The organism is Hadarchaeum sp. (SeqCode) (genome assembly GCF_049969415.1).
In the GTDB taxonomy this organism is placed as follows: domain Archaea; phylum Hadarchaeota; class Hadarchaeia; order Hadarchaeales; family Hadarchaeaceae; genus Hadarchaeum.
Window position 1 is genome coordinate 35,387 of record NZ_JBMFOX010000005.1, and the last position, 18,254, is coordinate 53,640.

The 18,254-nt window shown below is 54.8% G+C and carries 17 protein-coding genes and 1 tRNA gene; 11 read left to right on the forward strand and 7 right to left on the reverse strand.

From position 1 onward, the window contains the following. Nucleotides 1-47: 47 nt before the first annotated feature. Nucleotides 48-123 (forward strand) — tRNA-Thr (locus tag ACP5PX_RS02420). A gap of 241 nt (nucleotides 124-364) precedes the next feature. Here ACP5PX_RS02420 and ACP5PX_RS02425 read toward each other — a convergent pair. After that, on the reverse strand, nucleotides 365-670 hold the full coding sequence (locus tag ACP5PX_RS02425) for a hypothetical protein (RefSeq protein ID WP_428083615.1): 306 nt from the start codon (nucleotides 668-670) through the stop codon (nucleotides 365-367). Further along, nucleotides 621-1,328 carry an AAA family ATPase gene (locus tag ACP5PX_RS02430; RefSeq protein WP_428083645.1) on the reverse strand — a complete coding sequence of 236 codons (708 nt, stop codon included), beginning with the start codon at nucleotides 1,326-1,328 and terminating at the stop codon, nucleotides 621-623. Before ACP5PX_RS02430 ends, ACP5PX_RS02425 begins: the two co-directional genes overlap by 50 nt. A 172-nt stretch (nucleotides 1,329-1,500) precedes the next feature. Between ACP5PX_RS02430 and ACP5PX_RS02435 the strand changes: the two genes are divergently transcribed. Genes ACP5PX_RS02435 through ACP5PX_RS02450 form a run of 4 tightly spaced genes read left to right on the forward strand, consistent with a single transcriptional unit; the run spans nucleotide 1,501 to nucleotide 3,920 of the window. Further along, on the forward strand, nucleotides 1,501-2,334 hold the full coding sequence (locus ACP5PX_RS02435; RefSeq protein WP_428083617.1) for a 7-carboxy-7-deazaguanine synthase QueE: 834 nt from the start codon (nucleotides 1,501-1,503) through the stop codon (nucleotides 2,332-2,334). Continuing rightward, nucleotides 2,334-2,807 carry a 6-pyruvoyl trahydropterin synthase family protein gene (locus tag ACP5PX_RS02440; protein ID WP_428083619.1) on the forward strand — a complete coding sequence of 158 codons (474 nt, stop codon included), beginning with the start codon at nucleotides 2,334-2,336 and terminating at the stop codon, nucleotides 2,805-2,807. The genes ACP5PX_RS02435 and ACP5PX_RS02440 overlap by 1 nt, the downstream gene beginning before the upstream one ends. 14 nt (nucleotides 2,808-2,821) lie before the next feature. Then, on the forward strand, nucleotides 2,822-3,250 hold the full coding sequence (locus ACP5PX_RS02445) for a GIY-YIG nuclease family protein (protein ID WP_428083621.1): 429 nt from the start codon (nucleotides 2,822-2,824) through the stop codon (nucleotides 3,248-3,250). Between the two features lie 58 nt (nucleotides 3,251-3,308). After that, nucleotides 3,309-3,920, forward strand: coding sequence for an RlmE family RNA methyltransferase (locus ACP5PX_RS02450; RefSeq protein ID WP_428083623.1), 612 nt, complete (start codon nucleotides 3,309-3,311; stop codon nucleotides 3,918-3,920). Here ACP5PX_RS02450 and ACP5PX_RS02455 read toward each other — a convergent pair. Further along, nucleotides 3,907-5,073, reverse strand: coding sequence for a tRNA (guanine(10)-N(2))-dimethyltransferase (locus tag ACP5PX_RS02455; RefSeq protein ID WP_428083625.1), 1,167 nt, complete (start codon nucleotides 5,071-5,073; stop codon nucleotides 3,907-3,909). The two genes, ACP5PX_RS02450 and ACP5PX_RS02455, sit on opposite strands and share 14 nt — an antisense overlap. A 274-nt stretch (nucleotides 5,074-5,347) precedes the next feature. Between ACP5PX_RS02455 and ACP5PX_RS02460 the strand changes: the two genes are divergently transcribed. The 3 genes from ACP5PX_RS02460 to ACP5PX_RS02470 all read left to right on the forward strand — a co-directional run bounded on the left by ACP5PX_RS02460 (nucleotide 5,348) and on the right by ACP5PX_RS02470 (nucleotide 7,709). Then, the gene (locus ACP5PX_RS02460; protein WP_428083627.1) at nucleotides 5,348-5,971 is read left to right on the forward strand and encodes a hypothetical protein; all 624 of its coding nucleotides are present in this window, start codon (nucleotides 5,348-5,350) and stop codon (nucleotides 5,969-5,971) included. A 139-nt stretch (nucleotides 5,972-6,110) separates the two neighbouring features. Then, nucleotides 6,111-6,581, forward strand: a complete 471-nt coding sequence (locus ACP5PX_RS02465) for a signal peptidase I (protein ID WP_428083629.1) — start codon at nucleotides 6,111-6,113, stop codon at nucleotides 6,579-6,581. A 324-nt stretch (nucleotides 6,582-6,905) separates the two neighbouring features. Beyond that, nucleotides 6,906-7,709 (forward strand): P-loop NTPase, encoded by an 804-nt coding sequence (locus ACP5PX_RS02470; protein WP_428083631.1) that lies wholly within the window; start codon nucleotides 6,906-6,908, stop codon nucleotides 7,707-7,709. Nucleotides 7,710-7,721: 12 nt separating this feature from the next. On the opposite strand, the gene ACP5PX_RS02475 is transcribed toward ACP5PX_RS02470, so the two are convergent. The 4 genes from ACP5PX_RS02475 to ACP5PX_RS02490 form a co-directional block, all read right to left on the reverse strand. Next, nucleotides 7,722-12,527 (reverse strand): PGF-pre-PGF domain-containing protein, encoded by a 4,806-nt coding sequence (locus ACP5PX_RS02475; protein WP_428083633.1) that lies wholly within the window; start codon nucleotides 12,525-12,527, stop codon nucleotides 7,722-7,724. A 619-nt stretch (nucleotides 12,528-13,146) separates the two neighbouring features. Then, entirely contained in the window at nucleotides 13,147-13,344 is a 198-nt protein-coding gene (locus tag ACP5PX_RS02480) for a hypothetical protein (protein ID WP_428083635.1), read from the reverse strand. A gap of 5 nt (nucleotides 13,345-13,349) precedes the next feature. Next, on the reverse strand, nucleotides 13,350-13,538 hold the full coding sequence (locus ACP5PX_RS02485; protein ID WP_428083636.1) for a hypothetical protein: 189 nt from the start codon (nucleotides 13,536-13,538) through the stop codon (nucleotides 13,350-13,352). After that, on the reverse strand, nucleotides 13,520-13,918 hold the full coding sequence (locus tag ACP5PX_RS02490; RefSeq protein WP_428083638.1) for an IS1/IS1595 family N-terminal zinc-binding domain-containing protein: 399 nt from the start codon (nucleotides 13,916-13,918) through the stop codon (nucleotides 13,520-13,522). The genes ACP5PX_RS02485 and ACP5PX_RS02490 overlap by 19 nt, the downstream gene beginning before the upstream one ends. Nucleotides 13,919-14,072: 154 nt before the next feature. On the opposite strand from ACP5PX_RS02490, the gene ACP5PX_RS02495 reads away from it, so the two are divergent. The 3 genes from ACP5PX_RS02495 to ACP5PX_RS02505 form a co-directional block, all read left to right on the forward strand. After that, nucleotides 14,073-14,906, forward strand: coding sequence for an RAD55 family ATPase (locus ACP5PX_RS02495; RefSeq protein WP_428083640.1), 834 nt, complete (start codon nucleotides 14,073-14,075; stop codon nucleotides 14,904-14,906). Between the two features lie 61 nt (nucleotides 14,907-14,967). Beyond that, nucleotides 14,968-16,998, forward strand: coding sequence for a LapA family protein (locus ACP5PX_RS02500; protein ID WP_428083641.1), 2,031 nt, complete (start codon nucleotides 14,968-14,970; stop codon nucleotides 16,996-16,998). Between the two features lie 497 nt (nucleotides 16,999-17,495). Further along, nucleotides 17,496-18,254, forward strand: a 759-nt coding sequence (locus ACP5PX_RS02505) for an MEDS domain-containing protein (protein ID WP_428083647.1), incomplete at its 3' end; no start/stop codon positions are given.

Consider the following 18,254-nt stretch of genomic DNA (forward strand, 5'->3'; position numbering starts at 1 on the left):
TAAGTTTTAGCAATGTATTTTTTCTTGGAGATTTACAGGTTGTCGGGGCCGCCGTAGCTCAGCCGGCAGAGCGATCGCCTTGTAAGCGATAGGTCGTGGGTTCAATTCCCACCGGCGGCTCCACTCCTTTTTCAAGCTCCCTAATTTCCCTCGCCATGAATTTGAACGCCGGAACCACAGAAATGGTCTTGCTGGCGACATTATTAGTTTCCTCCGCATCATGTGTGGTGATATTTCCCTTTCTGACTCCGAACCTTTCCATGAAGGTCAATAGTCCGCCGTAGTCCGGCTTCTTGAGCTTTATCTCGATTGGTGTGGGTTTGCCGTTGGTCAGCACCACGTCAACCCCGTTCTTGTAGGGGTCTCACCAAAAGAACCCCGCTTTCAATTGGTTGGCGATGGTTCCTTCAAATGCCGTCGATTTTGAAGTGCTGTCATCGCTGAAGACCAGGTCCGTAGAAATTATTGTCGGGTAAAATTTCTTCAGCTTTCGTTTAATTTTTCTTTTACTGGCGGGGCAGTTGTAGAGTTTTCTCAGAAGAAAGGACTCCTCAAGGTATTTCAGATAGTTGAAAAGGGTCTGTCTTGGTGTCTTCATCTCACTGGCGAGACCGGATAGCTCAATGAGTTGCCCCGGTTCCTCCATGATGATGTTCAGCAGCGATTCCATGACTGAGATCTCTTATTCCGAACAGGAGGGCAAGATCTTCGAAGACGACCTTCTCCACGATGCTTTCTCGCAGGTACTTCCGCAGCACGGTTTTTTCATTTATCCCCACAAGTTCGGGAAATCCTTGGGTCAGGATGAACTCATCGAATAACCGCGACAATTCCTTTTCATAAAGCATGACTGGTCTGAAATCAACGCCCCTAAAGGCAAGATATTCCTTAAAGGAGAGTGGTTCAACACTGAACTCAAAGAGACTGCCCGCGAGTGTTTTCTTTGACCTTTCCCTTATGAACAATGATTCTGGGCCGGAGATTAATCTCTTGAGATGGCCCTTGTGCTTCTCATAGATGGCTTTCAGTTTGTCCTCCCAACCGGCGACCTTCTGTACCTCGTCGAGAAATATCAGGAATTTTCCCTCATTCAGGTTTCTATCCACCAGTTTTCGTATTCTGCCAGATTTCCCGCAATTCCACTTTCCGGAATTCGAAGTAGAGAATTTTTTGGGATCGGTACCCTCACTGATGGCGTCCTCCACCATTTTGAGCATGAGCGTAGCTTTCCCGCTCTTTGTAGACCAGTGGGCGCCAAGATCGGGGGCAGCGGCATGAACTTTTTTATTTGCCCGTAAATTTCCTTCGGATTGTAGTCGACCTTGAATTCCCCTTCCACCACGGGTTCAGTTCGATTACTTCCCTAATTCGTGCCATGTTGTCTTAATTCAAATTATATTTTGTGTTAGGCATTAATTGGGAGGTAAAACGGCCTCGCTGGGCGGTAAATACAACGAGAAGCAAATGTCTGCTTTGTGTGGAGGTCTCAGGTTTTGATTCATGGCGAAGGTCTTTGACTGTATCATGTTTAATTCACCGGAAATCAAAATGATGGGGGAGAAAATGGTCGATGGCTTCGTCGGGCAGATCTTCAACTCGATTCAGGGCGAGGGGCTTTACGTCGGCAGAAGGCAGGTTTTCGTCCGCTTTGCCGGATGCACGCTTAACTGTAACTACTGCGACTCCGCGGATTTCAGGAAGTTTACACCGCCGAGCTGTGAGGTTGAAACTAGGCCGGGGTCGATGAAGATGAAACGGGTGAAAAATCCCCTGAGCGTTGAACAGGTGCTCCAGCACGTCAAGCGCCTGGCGACCCCGGACATCCACAGCGTGTCGTTGACCGGTGGCGAGCCGTTACAGGCGGGCGAGTTCCTCATCGAGATCGCTGGAGGTTGCCGGCGAGCAGGGTTGGCGACTTACCTGGAGTCGAACGGAGCCAGCCTCGAGGTGATGAAAAAGGTCGTGGACAGCCTCGACATCGCGGCTCTGGACATCAAGCTGCCCGAGCACCATGCCGTGCCGGTTGAAAACTGGCCTAGGCTGCTGGAGGAGGAGCTCTCCTGCATCGAGCTGTCGCTTAAAAAAGGCGTGCGGACCTTCGTCAAGATCGTGGTCCTTCCCGCCACATCGGAGAGGACGATTGCGAAGGCGTGCCGGAGGTTGGCCGAGCTGGGCGATATCCCGCTGGTGCTCCAGCCGGTCTCGCCCGCCCGGGAGGTGAAGCGGAGCCCGACCATGGCGCAGATGTACCGCCTTTCCCAGGCCGCGTCCCGGGCAGGGGTGAAGGAGATAGCCATAATACCCCAGCTGCACAAGTTAATTGGGGTTCTCTGATGCGGGTAGAGCTGACCGAGGGAATCGGCTTCTCCGCGGCCCACTTCATCATCGGGCACAAAAAGTGCGAGTTCCTTCACGGACACAACTGGCGGGTGGGGCTCACCGTGGAGGGGGAGGAGGACGAGCGCGGGCTCGTCGTTGATTTTCTGGACCTCAGGCGGATGATGGAGAAGATCTGCAGCGCCTATGACCATCGCCTGCTGCTGCCGTCGCAAAATCCGGCGATAAAGGTTGTCTCCGAGGGAAAGTCCACGCGCATCGCGGTGCATGGCCGGGAGTTTGAGTTTCCGAGCTCCGATGTCGTCTGGATTCCCGCGGTGAACACGACAGTTGAGGAGTTTGCCCGGGTTCTCGCCGACGAGATCGTCAGGAATCTTTCCGACCGGCCCAACGTGAGGAGCATCAAGGTTCTTGTCGAAGAGTCTCCGGGACAGAGCGCCACCGAGGAGCGCCTGCTGAGGCCGGGCTAGACGGGAGAGTTGCGATGGCGGATCCCGGAATCTACGCGCTTTTGATCTACGTGCCCTATGATCTGTCGCTGAACATCGGACAGCTGGGCGTGGTCGATTTCAAGCGGGGCTATTACGCCTATGTGGGCTCCGCGCTGGGTGGTATCTCGGCCCGAGTGCGCCGCCACCTGCGGAGCGAGAAGAAGTTACACTGGCACATCGACCATCTCCTGCTCCACGCCCGCGCCGTCGACGTCGTGGCCGCGCGCGGTCGGGGACGGAAGGAGTGCGCGGTGGCCGCCGAGCTGGCGAAGCGGTTGCCCGGCGTCAAGGGCTTCGGGTCGAGCGACTGCGACTGCGAGAGTCACCTCTTTTACAGCCCGGATTTCGACGAGCTGCGCCGGGCGGTGGTCGAGGGCTTCAAGGAGTCCGGGGTGAAGATCTTCAGGTCCGGCGACATCTGAGGGGTCAGTTTTTAGGAACTCAAAAATGCTTTCAAGGTGAGCTTCGAGAGGGGATGGCATGGGCCGACGCTGGCAGCTGGAGCGGAGGCGGGATTACTACTATCGGATGGCGAAGCGGGAGAAATACCGGAGCCGAGCCGCCTACAAGCTGAGACAGCTGAACCACCGTTATCAGCTGCTGCGGCGCGGTGACGTGGTCGTTGACCTCGGGGCGGCTCCCGGCGGCTGGATGCAGGTCGCTCTTGAGGAGGTGGGTGACGGGGGCTTCGTGCTGGGGGTCGACTTGCAGCGGATAGCGGACCTGCCCCATAAAAATGCGGCGACCCTCGTGGCCGACATCACCGATCCGGCGACGGCGGAAAAGATTAAGGAGAAGCTGCCGCGGCCGGCGGATGTCGTGGTCTCAGATGCTTCACCTTCTATCTCCGGGGTCTGGGATCTGGATCAGGCCCGGTCGGTGGAGCTGGTGAGGTCGGCCTTGAGGCTGGCGGAGGGGGTGCTGGCGCCCGGGGGCAGATTTCTGGCCAAGGTTTTTCAGGGGGCGATGATGCCCGAACTTTTGCAACTAATCCGGGAGAGATTTGAGTTCGTGAAGGTATCCAAGCCATCGGCGTCGAGAAAGGGCAGCGCGGAAGTCTACGTCATCGGGAAGGGGTTCAGGCGCCCTTGATTATTTTCAGTATCTCTGTTATCGGTGCATCTGTTCTGAAACCGGTGGGGGAAAAGTGGGTGCGGGAGGCGAAGTAGCCGCATTCCCGCAGGGCTGAGATCACTCGGTCCATCTTAGGTGGAGATTTCTTAACCAGCCCGGCAACTTCATTGAGGTCATAGAATGTGGGCGGTCCATCGGCTTCCTCGGCGCACCTCAGCAGCAGCGAAATTTCATGATGTTTTAACCTGAAGTCCCTCGCCGTCAGGTCTTGAATGACTTGTTGAGTAAATGCCTTGTTGGTCAATTTTCCGAGCCAGAGGGGGCCGGCGTGGGAGAATTTTCCACCGCACTCGCATTCCCTTGGCAGCTCCGGGATCAGGCCCGGGCTGGTGGTCCTGCGCAGACACTCGTTGCAGTAGGAGATGTATCCCGTTTCCTTGAGCAACTCATCAGCACGCTGGGCGCTCCGCTGTCCCAGAAGATAAACCCGGAAGTAGTGCTGCGTGGCGTGGGCCAGAACCGGGCTCAGTGCGATCTCGTGTATCCCCCCGATTCTCTGGGCGAAACCGATCAGTATTCTGATGCCGATTTCGTGGCAGGATTCAGTCTTCAGCGGCTTGGTCCCGTAGCGGCGCAGGCAGGTTTTGGGGTAGGTCCCTGAGAGCGGGGCGGTGTCGGTGGCCGTCAGCGCCAGCATCCCTCTCCGCGACAGCGAGCTGCAGGCGGCGTCCAGAAATGGCGCCGGCGAGCCGAATGGATCCAGATCAACAAAATTGAACTTCCCCCGGTTTTCCCGGAGGATGACGTTGGCATCGACCGAGCTGGCCTCAACCGAGTTGTCCAGCCCGTTCAGCGCGATGTTCCGCTTGATCAGCTCGAAGGCCTCTGTTGATCGGTCGTTGATGAGGCACCGGGCGACACCGGTTACCTCGTTGGCGTATCGGAGGCCCCTGATGCCGATGCCGGCGAGAGGGTCGCAGAGGTATAGGCCGTTGAAAGTATCGGAGGCCACCTGAGCCACTGAAATCGAGATGTCGCGGCAGAGCTCCATGTGCGGGTTGTAGAAGACTTTGGTGAGTGAGGGGGCGTAGTCACCTGCGCTTGTCCTGAATTTCGCTGGGTCCGGTGTTTCGAACCTGGTTTTTCCTTCGGTCAACAAAATCGTCTTCACGGGATCACAATGACTTCTGGGGGATTCAACTATAATAATCCCAAGCGATCTTGGTTTTCGAATTCATAATCATAGTAGTAGTTATCAGGGTTTCGATTGTGGTAGTAACTTATTAAAAAGGCATCATCATAGTAGTAGAAATTACACAGGTTTATATCGGCTCTTTTCCATAGTTTTAACCATGAAGTGCTCTCGATGTGGGTATCAGTGGGAACCGAAGGTCCCGAATCCAAAGGAATGCCCGCGATGCAAGACTAGGCTGGATTACGTTTCTATGCCTGTGGGGGCACCAAAAAGGTTTGAAAAAAGGGAGGTGAGCAAAGCGATGTCTAGCAAACTTCCCTGGATTGCGGCGATCATCGTCTTAGCAGCAGCGGCTGCAGCTTGGGCGCTTTGGCCAACTGCCGAGGTGCCGGCTACCGTGCCCTCTGCTGGAGCCAGGATAACTTTGGCTGCAGGATCCGGTACTGTCTTCGCAGCGCCTCCGGAAAACTCGGGAATTGAAAACATATACATCGTTAAAGCAGGTCAGAACTACAACGAAAACTTTAGTGGACTAACGGACAACTATCTGGCAGTCATCTCGTCAAATGGATCCTACGTAACGATTCCCTACGACACACCCTTTGCCATAGTCGTTGCTGTCACCGGCCACAAAGACAACATGGGCAAGCTCGATAAAGCATATCTGAAAGTAGCGCTGGGTGCGACTACGGATTCTAATTCTTGGAGCATTACGTGGGATAACTCTAACGACACCAATGAGTACATATTCTACTCGGACGCAACCAAGATTCGAGTAAACGTGGTTTGGGACAACAGTGGCAGTTACTACCAGCTCCAGGCAGACGACAACCTCAACATCCAACACGTGGATCTCTGGATACGCGGTAAATAGACGGACCGCTTCAAGCGGGCATAAATATGATTTGGGGCACGTAAATGGCACGTGCCCTTTTTTATCTTTTAACCAATTTAGTTTGGTGCAAACGGCTTATATTTTCCGAGTAACGACAACTTATCCGAAGGGTGTTAGGTTGTTCGACAAAAAAACAGCCGCGATTTTTGTTTTGGTTCTCCTGGTGGCTGTTGTGGGAGTCGGTTGGCGTCTGGCCGAGTCAAGGTACTCAGTGGTCCAGACCCTCCCCGAGGATGTGGAGAACTGGACGCATATCTTCCGCGGATACGAGGCCTATCTCGACAAGAAGATTCACTACTCGGTTGTCTCCGGGTCCAGTATGGAGCCCACCCTTAAAGATGGCGATCTGGTGCTTTGGGTTGAGGTCGATAACACGTTCCAGTTCCGGGTGGGCGATATCATCATTTACCAGCACCCAACTCGGCCTTATCTTGACAACATTGTCCACAGGATAATCGAGGTGGGGAGCGATTACCGGGAGAACCAGTTCAAGACCAAAGGGGACAATTCACCCGAGGAATACTGGGTTCCCCGCGCCAACATCCATGGGCTGGTGATCGGGGTAATTTACCGGAACGGTTCGAGATAGGTCCATTAAAAGCGGGCTCTGACTGGCTAGGTGATCTTGGTTCATTTTTGCAGTGACTAGCGTTGAAAAGGAGCCTGGTTGAATTTTAAGCTCAGAAGTGGGGGCGATTGCGGGCAGACAGGGTAATGCGGGTCTTCATCTTCTTGAACCCTGCTTGGTTTCAGCACCAATGGGCAATTTTGTCGCCCCTATTCGATGGTTTTGATTCCCATTTTTCCGAAAAACTCCCCTTTTCCTTCATCCCGTCGCAAGTTTCCGGTGAACAAAAAAATGGTCTGGATAAGCGTTTATAATGAATAAGAGTTATTTTTTAAAGGGGTGGCGTTGGACCCAAAGGCTGAGAAAGATAAGAGTAAAAAGTTGCTTTCCTTGCTGAAGCCGGCCAAGGAGCGAGGTATTGAAATCAAGGAAAGGCGGGCGATCATCACCGGTGTTTTCTCCTGCAAGGGTGGCGTCGGGAAGACGACCACAGTGGCAAACTTGGCCCTGTGTGCCGCGGAGAACTTCAAGGGCAACGTTCTGGCCGTTGACGCCAACCTCTCCGCCCCTAACTTGGGTCTGCACTTCGGGGAGCTTGACCCCAAGGTCACGATTCACGATGCCCTCGCTGGCGAGATGCCGATCGAGAAGACCATCATGGATTATCACGGCCTCGACCTCATCCTGGGTTCGATAGCCTTCGGCGAGGAGGTTCACCTGGTTGACCTCAAGGGACTTTTGGAGCCGCTCAGGTCGAGATACCGGCTGATACTCATTGACTCCGCCCCGGGCATTGGCGCCGAGGTGATCGCGGCGATGAAGATCTGCGACGAGATAATCATCGTCACCAACCCCGAGATCCCGACGGTGGCCAGCACCCTCAAGACGTTCCGCGCCGCCGAGAGGCTCAAGATCCCGATTTTGGGGGTGGTGGTGAACAAGGTCAGGAACGAGCCGTTCGAGCTCACGATCAAGGACGTGAAAAAGGCGTTGGGGTGGCCCATTGTGGCGGTTATTCCTGAGGACGTAAAGGTCAGGGAGGCCACCGCGGCCGGGATCCCGGTGGTTTCGTATTATCCCAAGTCTCCGGCAGCAGCGGAGTTCCGGAGGCTGGGCGAGTTTATGATCAAGCACGTTGCCAAGAGCTAGGCAACTTTCAGCCTAATCTTCTTTCTTTTCTTGCAGTTTTCTCTTTTTCTCGGAGATCTCTTTCAGCCTCTCCAGACCAGCCAGCTCTTTCGGACCTAACTTTTCCTGCACCGGTGCCTCCTCCGGTTTTCCGATGACGCGGTGCCTCGGAGCGAGAACCGCCCGCCTGATCCTTTTCAGGAGCAAGTAGTACCGCGAGGGCGTGAGGAGGCTGTAGATGATGGAGAAGGCCGCCAGCCCTCCCGCCATCGCCAGCATGGTGAAGAACTCGTAGGGCACCGAAGGCAGGGTTGGCGTGATTCCCCCGACCGGCGTGACCGGTTTGATCGGCATTACCGGTTTTCGTTCACCGGCAGCAGCGAACACCGATAGGCCGGGTGAAATCGCTTCGTAGTAGACGCAGGTGCTGTCCTCGTAGAGGTATTCGGTGGGGAGCCGTTGCCAGCCTCCGGAGAATCTGTAGAGGTAGATGGTTTTCTCATCAACCCCGTTTATTTCCAACCACGCTTTTTCCAACCTGAAGCGGATGATCACCGAGGCCAGGAAAAGGTCCGGCGCGTTGGTCTTTATTTCCATAAAGACTGGGTAGACTATTCCAGATGGCGGTTGGGATGGAACTTTGCCTTCCTTTTGAAGTTCTTGGTACGAAGCTTGTTCCACCGTAACTATCACGTTTTCCAAGTTGGTCGTGAAGATTATCTTCACGTCGGTCACGCATATCTTGAACTCGGTGAAGTCGAATTTGGCGAACATGCCGCCGGGTATCGAGGCGATTTTTGCTGTGGCGCCTTTAATTTCCACGGAGACGAGCTCTATCGAGTCGCTGGCGGCCGCGGAAATCAGTCCGGCGTTGTCCCTAACTCTGACGTACACCGTCCTCGTGCCGCTTCCCGTTGGCAGTAGGTATTGTTTGGCCGGTGAGAAGGGCTCCCACGCCGTCCAGATCACGCCGTCGTTGCTGAACTGCATCTGCGCCACTCCTGAGGCCTGGTCAACCGCGAGGATGGTAATCAGCACCGATGTTGAGTTGGTGGTTGTGGCGTTGTTGTTGATGACCACCGCGACTATCGACGGTGGAACGGTGTCGACTCCGCAGGAGGCATCGGCAGTGGCGGGGGCGAGTTCCACGTTGCCTTTCTCGTCCACCGCTATCGAGTAGAACTGGTAGTAACCGTCGCCGGAGGGTGCCGTGAAGGACCATGAGTTCGGCCCCGTGTTGTCGCCAAAGTTCTCCCAGGAACCCCAGCTCAGCTTGTCCTTGGAATATCGGTACCACAGTTGAACGGTGGCCACGTAACCACTTGGGCTTGGATCCGAGGCCGTTGCTGTGATGGTAAATGGTTTTGTGGTTATCCAGAATGGTGTGAGGGCATCGACTTTGGAACTTGGCACTCCCGGAGCCCTGACGCTGATATTCCAAGCCTCGACTAGTTTCCAGGCAACAGGCGCCCTGACCACTCCGGTCCAGGTTTCTAGAAGTTTCCAGCTAGATGTGGCCCTGACGGTAGCAGTCCAGGCGTCGACGAGGTTCCATACCATCGTAGCTCTGACGGTAGCGGTCCAAGATTGGATCAGGCGCCATTCGGCTGTAGTCCTAATCGCTGCCGTCCAGCTCTCGATCAGCTTCCACTGGGCGGTTGCCTGAACCGTTGCCGTCCAAGACTCAATGAGGTACCACTGGGTTGGGGCCCGAACCGTCGCCGTCCAGCTCTCGATCAGGTTCCATTTGTATGCTTTTGCAATGACACCTGCGTAATCGATCATGAGGCTCGTCCTGAGATTATCATTGTCGGGCTGCACGTAACGTACTCTCACTTCTCCATTTACGTTGTCGATCAGGTTTGTCCCCTCGACGTTGTAGGTGAACACAGTATAGGTGGCCGAGGTCAGATTGCCGATGTTTTCCCATTGTCCGGTCGAAAAGTTGTAGAGGTAGACGCTCACGGGTTCGGTGTCGCCCGCTAGGTAGTATCCGATTTCCAGACGGTAGCCGTAGTAGTTGTCGAGCGGTATGCCGGTGATATTGTGCTGGACGTTCTCGCGGTAAGCGGGGGACCGAGGCTTGAATTCGATCCAATCCAACTTCAGGTCAAATCGGGTGCTGGTCACCTTAACACCAGACACCCTGATCTTCCAGTTTCCCGAGGCGTCCCTGAATTGGGTCGGGTTTGTTGTGATGGTTTGAGTCTGGGTCTGGTCTGTGTTTGCCGCGCCTGAGGTGTAGCTCAGGTACCCGTCCTCTCCGCTCTCCGCGTATCGCCCAAGGCCATAGTTGTAGAGCTGGAGGACCACGTTCACGCTGTCCGCCGTCCACTGGCTGTCCACCGTCCAAGTCAAGCTGTCCCACTGTTCCGTGTTCGAGGTGCCGGTGAACTCGACGTTCTCAGTAAAGGCACTGGCCGACGGCAGGCGCAGTGCAATTAACCTTGCGTTCCTAATGTACACAGCGGTCCCTGCGGTCTGGGTGTAAAAGGAGATGGTGGCCGTCTGACCGCCGGAGAGGTTGGTGAGTCTTTTGGATATCGTGAAGGTGGGCCACTGGGCGGTTGCGGCGACGTCCACAATCGAGTTTCCGTAGTCCGTGCCATTTATGGTCAGTCTGGCTCCGACGTAAACGGTGGTGCTTGAGGTGTTGATCTGGCCGGTGGCGAGGAACAGGTAGTCACCGGTCGAGCTCGGCGTGAAACTCAGCGTCGTCTTGGTCGTGCCCGGGGCGGTCGTTGTCGTGCTGCTCAGGCTGTCGGAATTCTCGGCAAAGACCTCCTGAAAGACGGCGGCGGTCGGTATGGCGTAAAGGTGAACGTTCTTGTAGGTTAAGGTGCCGGCGCTGGTTTTCATCTGGATTTTTATCGTGTGGCTGGATCCACCGCTGAGGGAGACCACATCGTGAAACCCGGCGCTGAGATAGTGGCCTGCGTTTGCTTGCCGGCTCCAGAACTCTCCACGGTTTTCGCCGTCCACGAGGAACAGTACTCCGTTGTAGTTCGCAGCGGCGGAGTTCGTCACGTCGGCATGGGCCAGGATGAGCCAGTTCTCGGTGATATCCGGGGTAAAGGTCAGGGTGGCGATGTCGGTATAAGTGGTCGAGGTCGTCGTACCGTCACTCGGCTCCGAGAGTTTGAAGTTGTTGCCGATTCTGATGGCTATTATCCTCGCGTTTTTGATGAATGCAGTATTTGAAGCATTGGTCGTGGCGTACTGGATCCCTATCGTGTGCGACGCCGCTGTCAAATTGGCTACCTTGAAAGCCACGAAGCTGCGGTAGATGTCGGCGTCTGTATCATCCGCCACAAATGTTTCGGCGACGCTGGTCCCGTCGATCGTCAGTTGCGCTTTGGTGGTTCGGGCCGCAATTGTACTTATTCTTTTGATTTCCGCTGTGGCGATGATGAGGTAGTTGTCCTCGAGCGCAGGCGTCCAAGTTAGCGTTACCTTGTCCTGATAGGTGGTGCTCGTGGTTGTCGACTGGGCCTCGCTCTCGGCGACCTGCACATCTCCTGAGAAAGCCGAGGGATAGCTTTTGAAGGTCATGTAGGTGCTGTTGTCGTTGCTCTGCAGATTTCCGACCGTACCGCCGACGAATTTCGTGTTGCCCAAGAGGTTGTAGCCTGAGGGGTAGTAGTATCTAAAGCTCCCAATGTTATTCTCAAAGATGTTCTCGTAATTTCCATCGCTGTAGGTTTGCGCCGCCGCGAAGTTGCTCGTCCCCCCCTCATAGACGGTCTCGGTGGTGACGGGGAAGAAATTTTCATCGCTTTCAAGGGGGTCCTTTATCTGGTCAAATTCAAGGTAGGCCGTTTCCGGGTCGGAGTTCAAGATTTTCAGATCGAAGGTGTCGCTGCGGCCGTTCATGTTGGCCAGATACACCTTGTAGTAGCCCTCACTGGTTATCACTGGGAACTGTGTGATCTTCTCAGAGCTGTCGGGATAATAGACCTCAATCCAAGTGTTGAGCCCCTGGGTGTTTCTGACGTAGACGGTGATGTCATTCCAGGGGTTAAGCTCCTTCTGGAAGGTAACCCGCACCCATTCACCCTCGGAGATTGGTTCCGACCAAACGCCGTCTCTGGTTTTAACCGCCGCTGAGATATCGGAGAGGAAGTTTCGGTTTTCGTCGAGGTGCACGGCCTGCTCAATCAAAATTTCCACCCAATCCTCGCCGCTGGCGCTTCCGCCGCTGTAGATCAGCTCGGTCCGCAGATGGTACTTTTTCGGCTGCAGCGATGCTGGCTTCGGTGATTCAAAAATGTAAGATCTTGTAACCGAGTTATCGACCCTGCCGACCTTCCACTCTATCTTGCTGTATCGTTCATCGTGCTCGCTGACGGTCCCCCCGCCAGCGTCGACGATGGTCCACTCCTTGGGGAAATAATCGATTAGGACGGCGTTCTCAACCGGCGCGGAAACGTTTGCAGTTATTTCCATCGTTACTGGGGATAGTGCCGGTGCCTTGCGCTGGCCGCCTTGCTCGCCTGAGAGCCGCCGCTCGAAGGTCACGCTGACGCCGCTGATGGTGACCTGAAACGGCGCGGCCGCGGCCAGAAGCCCCCCAAGGATCTCCAACAGGAAGAATAACGTGATTAGCTTGAGCAGCGACCCTCTGGATCTGGTCCAGCCGAAGCCTCGAGGCGATTTTAACTTGCCTGAATTTTCTTTTCCGCAGTTCACTTTCCTCTGCAGTTGTTTTTTACCGGAGCTGAACTTGTCGCCCGAATTGACTTTCAGTTTTCCCGAGCTTCTTGAGCCGACATCAGGCGCTCGCTTGATTTTTATAAGCTTGGTGCGGGCTCCCGCGGATTCAGGCTTAGATTTACCCATTAGGTTCGCGAAATTCCTGATTTTATCCAGAAGATGATTGATGAGTTTTGTAGGAAAGAGTCCCCAGGCTGGAGATGGCTCCGTCGCTAAAAGCCTTCCCTCCGGTGGGGACTCCCCAAATTCCTTGGACGGTCTATGCAAGGGTGCGCACCCTGAGATCCGCTTCCTACGCTGAAAAGCTCGGTGGCGATTTTTAGGCGGGTTTGGTAGGGGGACATTCTTTCGAGAATAACCGAAAAAATAATAAAGCAGTTCCGGTACCGGTTTAATTCTTTTCTTTCAATTTTTGAAACTTCGTCTTGGGGTTCCTCAGGATTCCTGAGTTGAAAGTAAATTTAACAACTCCGGAGTGTTTCTCGAACCTCATTTAAGTCTGGGACTATGCCGACTTCTCTTTTCTCGGACACACCAAAAATTCCTTGGAAGATAGCCCGGACTAAACATATGCCCGACCCCCGTCACCATCTTGAACTACTCTGGGGGGGTCGAACAAACTCGAATCAGGTCCAGGAGCTTGTTGTTGGCAAGCGCGAGGTCAATTCCAGCGGCTTCAGCGGGTGTTCGATTTATGGTCTGGTAGGTTCTCAAGTTGTAGATCACGTCCCAGCTTCAAGAATGCCTAGGCCGAGGCAAAGCTCTTGAAGCTGCGCATGACCTTGTACCTCTGTTTGATGTCCTCGTTGTGGCGCTCGATGGGATTGTTATTGAACTGTAGACCGTACTGCCTACAGGCGATGGGAACGCCGTACACTAGCTTGGCAATTCGGTAGAAGTACCTGTTAAACGCCGACTTGTACTGTCCGAGCTTATCGCTCACGAATTTCACCAGCTTCCTCTCCTTGGGGGCTTTTGACTCTCCCTCCAGAAAACGACTCTTATTTGGCCTCCGGCGCGGTTTTTGAGCCCCTTGAAAAACTCGTCGAATTCCTCTAGCCTCCTGCTCTTTACCAGTTTCGTACCGAGGTTGAACTTCGTCACGCTGTCTACGGCGTTTATGTTATGTTCCAGCATGTTTTCCCCACTTTGACCTCGACCTCGTCGAGGTGTATCCTCCCTTTGACTCTAGGCTTCGGCATCTGTTCGCGCTCGAATTTCTCCACTAGGTTCGCGTACTTCCTGACCCAGTTCAAGATGCTTCCATCCGAGATCTGGTAGCCGTGGTGCTGGTACATGTGCTCCTTTATCTTGGTAAGGGATAACCACTCGACAAAGAGGTGCAGCACCGCAACGATAATTTCCTTTGGGTAGGTCATCCCCTCGAACCCCTCTCGCTCAACGAAGTAGCGCTTGCAATCCTTACAACGGTGGCCCTGTTTGGTGACGTACTTATTCCTGAGCTTGCCCACCCTGATCACGTTCCCCGATCCGCAGTGGGGACACTTAAAGTTCAATCACTTTCCGTCCCCCACCTCTCTCAGTCCAGCCTCCAAGCTCTATGAGACTTGGCTGTTTAAATCAACAATCCTGAGGAAAACCCGTCTTGGGTATGGTTTATTTGGATCAAGATTGAATTTAAAGCGGTAAGAGGTCAGGGGGGTGAATAAAATGGCATCAAAACAAACGCCCAAAAGACTGGCGGAGTCTGCCTCCCCAGAATGGATAAAGCTCGGCATACCCGGATTCAACGATTTGATCGAGAAAGGAATTCCCCGGGGGTCGAACATCCTCGTTTCCGGCGGCCCCGGCACCGGCAAGACCATCTTCTGCCTGCAGTCGCTTTATCACGCCTCCCGCGAGGGCCACGACTGTCTTTACATCACCTTTGAGGAGAGGCCCGAGAGGCTGTGGCGGCACATGGAGAGGTTTGGTTGGAGGGTCAGGGAGGTTGAGGAGAGAAAGGACGGGCTGCTGCTGAAGGTGGGTGATGCCGGAAAGGGCGGCTCGATTCTGATCCGGATGCTGGATCCCTTCAGCATCACCCGCGCCGTCGAGGGGCTGGTGGAAAAGGCCGCCGGCAGGATCTCCATCGAGCTGAAGGGAATACCCGATCTCATCCCGACCGGAATGAGCCCCTATCTCATTGCCATTGATTCCCTCTCCGCGTTGGAGTCGGCGTTCATCCACAAGCCCGAAGGCTACCGCATCTATGTGGAGCAGATCTTCAGGGCCTTTGAAAGGGCCGGGGCAACGACTTTCTTGATAACTGAGACTGAGGAGGCGCCATTGAGATACTCGCGGTCCGGCATCGAGGAGTTCCTCGCCGACGGTGTCATCGTTCTCTACAACAGCAAGGTTAGGGGGCAGCGGGTGCAGGGAATTGAGATCCTTAAGATGAGGGGGGCAAGGCACGAGAGGAGGATCGTTCCCGTTCAGATAACTCCTGAGGGCATGAAGGTGTTCCCGAGCGAAACTGTCTACGGGACGGACGAGTCAAAATGAAAATTCTGTCAACTGGCGGCTGGTTGCTTTGAAGCCTGGTCGCGCTCGTGGAGGTGGTAGGGTGGGCTGGAACGAGGCGAAGCTGCTCTCGCCAGTAATCGTTGCTTTAATTGCACTCTCCGTGGCGCTGGTTTGGGCACCGTTAGCGACGGGTGCCTCGTACACAAAATACGCGACCCGCTTTGGCTCCGATGGATGGACCAATCCAGGAAAGATCACGGGGCACCCTGATGGTCAGGGGGCGGAATCTCCAATCGCAGACAGCCTTAGCATCTGGGGCTATGGTTTTGGAACGGAAACGGGTGAGATAACCAGAGTGGTCATTAAAGTTGTTTACCGAGTTGACGTGCCCGCGGTGGACGATAAAATCTATCTGGAATACTCCTTGAATCCCTTGCAGTCCGGCGGCGCCACCTTCCTCAGCTGGGTTCCAACCGACACCGATTGGACTGAGAAGAGCCTTGATATTACCTCTGATGACTCGGTCAATGGCGGCTCCTGGGACTGGGGCGATATTCAGTATCTCTACGTCTTTGTGACAAACAGCAGCGAGGGTGATCCGGACAGTTCTGTTGTCTTTGTAGACGCAATATACATCGAGGTGACGACCGCCGCGGCACCGGAGACATCTCCGCCGACACCGACAACACCCAGCTTTGATTTTTCCTTGAGCGCAGCGCCGGATATCCTTTCCCTACAGCAGACCGGATCGGCTACAACAGCGGTTAACGTTAGGCTGACCACCGGCGTTCCCGTGCCCGTGTTTCTCAGCGGCGGATGGGTTGGGATTGCACCTACCGGAGTCGAGTCGAGTCTTAATCCTCCATCCGGAACCCCGAACTTCACGAGCAAGTTGACCTTTTCCGCAACCAAGGAGGCGACGCCGGGGTCTTTCGTCTACCAGGTGAAGGGCATCAGCGGCAACCTTACCCGCACCGTTAATGTTTTTCTAGAGATAACCGAGCTAAAGCCCCCGGCCTCCCCGGAGCTGCTGTTTCCCGACGATGGCGTCACTCTGGATACCGTGACACCTGCCTTTGATTGGTCTGATGTCGCTGCCTCTGAATACCATCTGGAGATAGCCACCGACCGGGAGTTTTCCCACATCATTCTCACCAAGGTAACGATGGAGTCGAGCGCTACCCTGTCCCAGAATGAGGCGCTCTCCTACGGGACGGTTTACTACTGGAGGGTCCGGGGTAGGAATGCTGCAGGACTTGGAGACTGGTCTCAAGTTAGATCTTTCACGGCAAAAATCGGTGCCCCCAAGGTTCTGGGCTTCGAAATAGCGGCCGGTGCCAAGTATGTGAATTCGACGACGGTTCAGCTCTCGATAACCGCGCTCAACGCGGCTCAAATGTCCTTCTCCAGCGATGGCATAACCTGGAGCGATTGGGAGGATTTCCAGCCCGCGAAATCCCTGACCATTTCCCCTCCGGAGGGCACGAAGGACATTTACGTTCGGGTGAGGGATGCCGCGGGGGACGTCGGACAGTCGGTGATGGCCTCGGTGATTTTCGACCAGACGCCGCCCGTCACTAGGCACTTTCTCTCCGGGAGTCAGGAGGGCGGCGCCTTTCGGGGCTCGGTGGTGGTCTCGCTCGTCGCCGAGGATCTGACCTCAGGTGTCTGGGAAACCAGGTACCGCGTTGACAACCAGGATTGGGTTGCCGGGAACACCTTCGTCATTGCCGAGGATGGCAAGCACGTGGTGGAGTACTACTCGGTGGACCGGGCGGGCAACGTGGAGGCCACCAGGAGTTTTGAGGTCACCGTCTTCACCCCGACCGCCCTGCCCCCGATTATCCAGCAGTACTGGTGGGCCATGCTGGCGGGCGTCGTGGCCGTAGGAATATTTTCTACGGTGATCTACCGGAGGCTGAGGTTGGCGGGCAGGCTCAAGCAGATAAGGAGGGAGAAGGCCGAGCTGCCCAAGCTGAAGCGGCAGGCGGAGATCAGGTACTTCAAGGAGGGGACCATTTCCCGGCAGGAGTACGACAAGCTGGTCGAGGAGTACGAGCGGCGCCTCGCCGAGCTGGAGAGGGAGGAAAGGCTTCTGCTTAAGAGACTGAAGGGTAAGAAGGCCAAGTGATCGTGCCTGATGTTTAAGCAGCCTTAAAGGCGCCATTGATGAGGGATTTCTGAGCAATATAAAGGAGATCTTTCGTATCTATAAAGCTGAATCGCCCCTCGTAAAGTGCATCTATTTGGCAAAATACCCGCGTTTACAGGGTGTTTTTAGCAGGGCCCCGTTTTCCTCAGTTTCTGATGGTTGGCCTGTTTAGAAAAATGCGATAAAACGCGTCAAAATGGCTTGAAACATAGAAATTTAGGTCTTTAAATAGTCGGTGGCTTTATAATGCGATCTTTCGATATTTGAAAGTAGAGGAATAAATATTCTTTAAATAGAGTTGAAATGGTGTAACTCCGAATGAATCCGCCGCGGAAAAGATTAAGGAAATCCCGGTCCAAGGGCTCGGGTTCTGCGGCTTCGAATCTGGTGAAGGGGGGGGCGGAATAAAAAGCGGCCTGGCCAAAAAGAGGCCGGAAACAAAATCCCTCGGGCAGCTGAAAGAAGAACTCGAGAAAATCGGGCCGGGCGAGCACTTAGCCTGCGTTTACCGGGGCAAGAGGGAGCGCGATGCCGCCGTTGTCTCCTTTCTCCTCGCCGGACTGGAGAACAACGAGAAGTGCCTCCTGGTTATGGATGAGAGCACCAGGGAAGACATCGTTCAGGCCTTCCAGAGGGCGGGTGCGGCTGTTGAGAAGTATCTCAAGTCGGGTCAGCTAGAGTTGCTGCGGGTCGAGGACACGTACCTCAAGGACGGTTACTTTGACCCGGACAGAACCGTGGCGATGATCGGGCAGGCCGTAGAGGCGGCGATCAGAGAAGGCTATCGGGGCCTTAGGGGCGCCGCGGAGGCGAGCTGGTCGCTGAGGAAGCTGCCCGGCTCGGAAAGACAGCTGGAGTACGAGGCGAAGATAAATCGGCTCCTGCCCCAGAGCCAGGTTACCGCGCTTTGCCTTTACGACGAAAGGAAATTCTCCCCAAAGGTTCTGCTTGACGTGATCTACACCCACCCGAAGATCATCCTCCACAATACTGTGTGCGAGAACCCCAGTTACATCCGGCCGGAGGATTTGGCGACGAGGGAAAAAGGCGAAGTCGCCCGGGCAGTTTACCAAAGGGTCAAGGAGAACATCTTCGAAGCAAAGTTGCGGGAAGAGGAGTTAGATTTGAGCCGAGAGCTAATGAGACGAAATCAGGAACTACATCAGCTGATGATTAATCGGATGCCAATTGGGATGATCCTCTGGGACAGGGATTTTAGGGTCAGGATGTGGAAC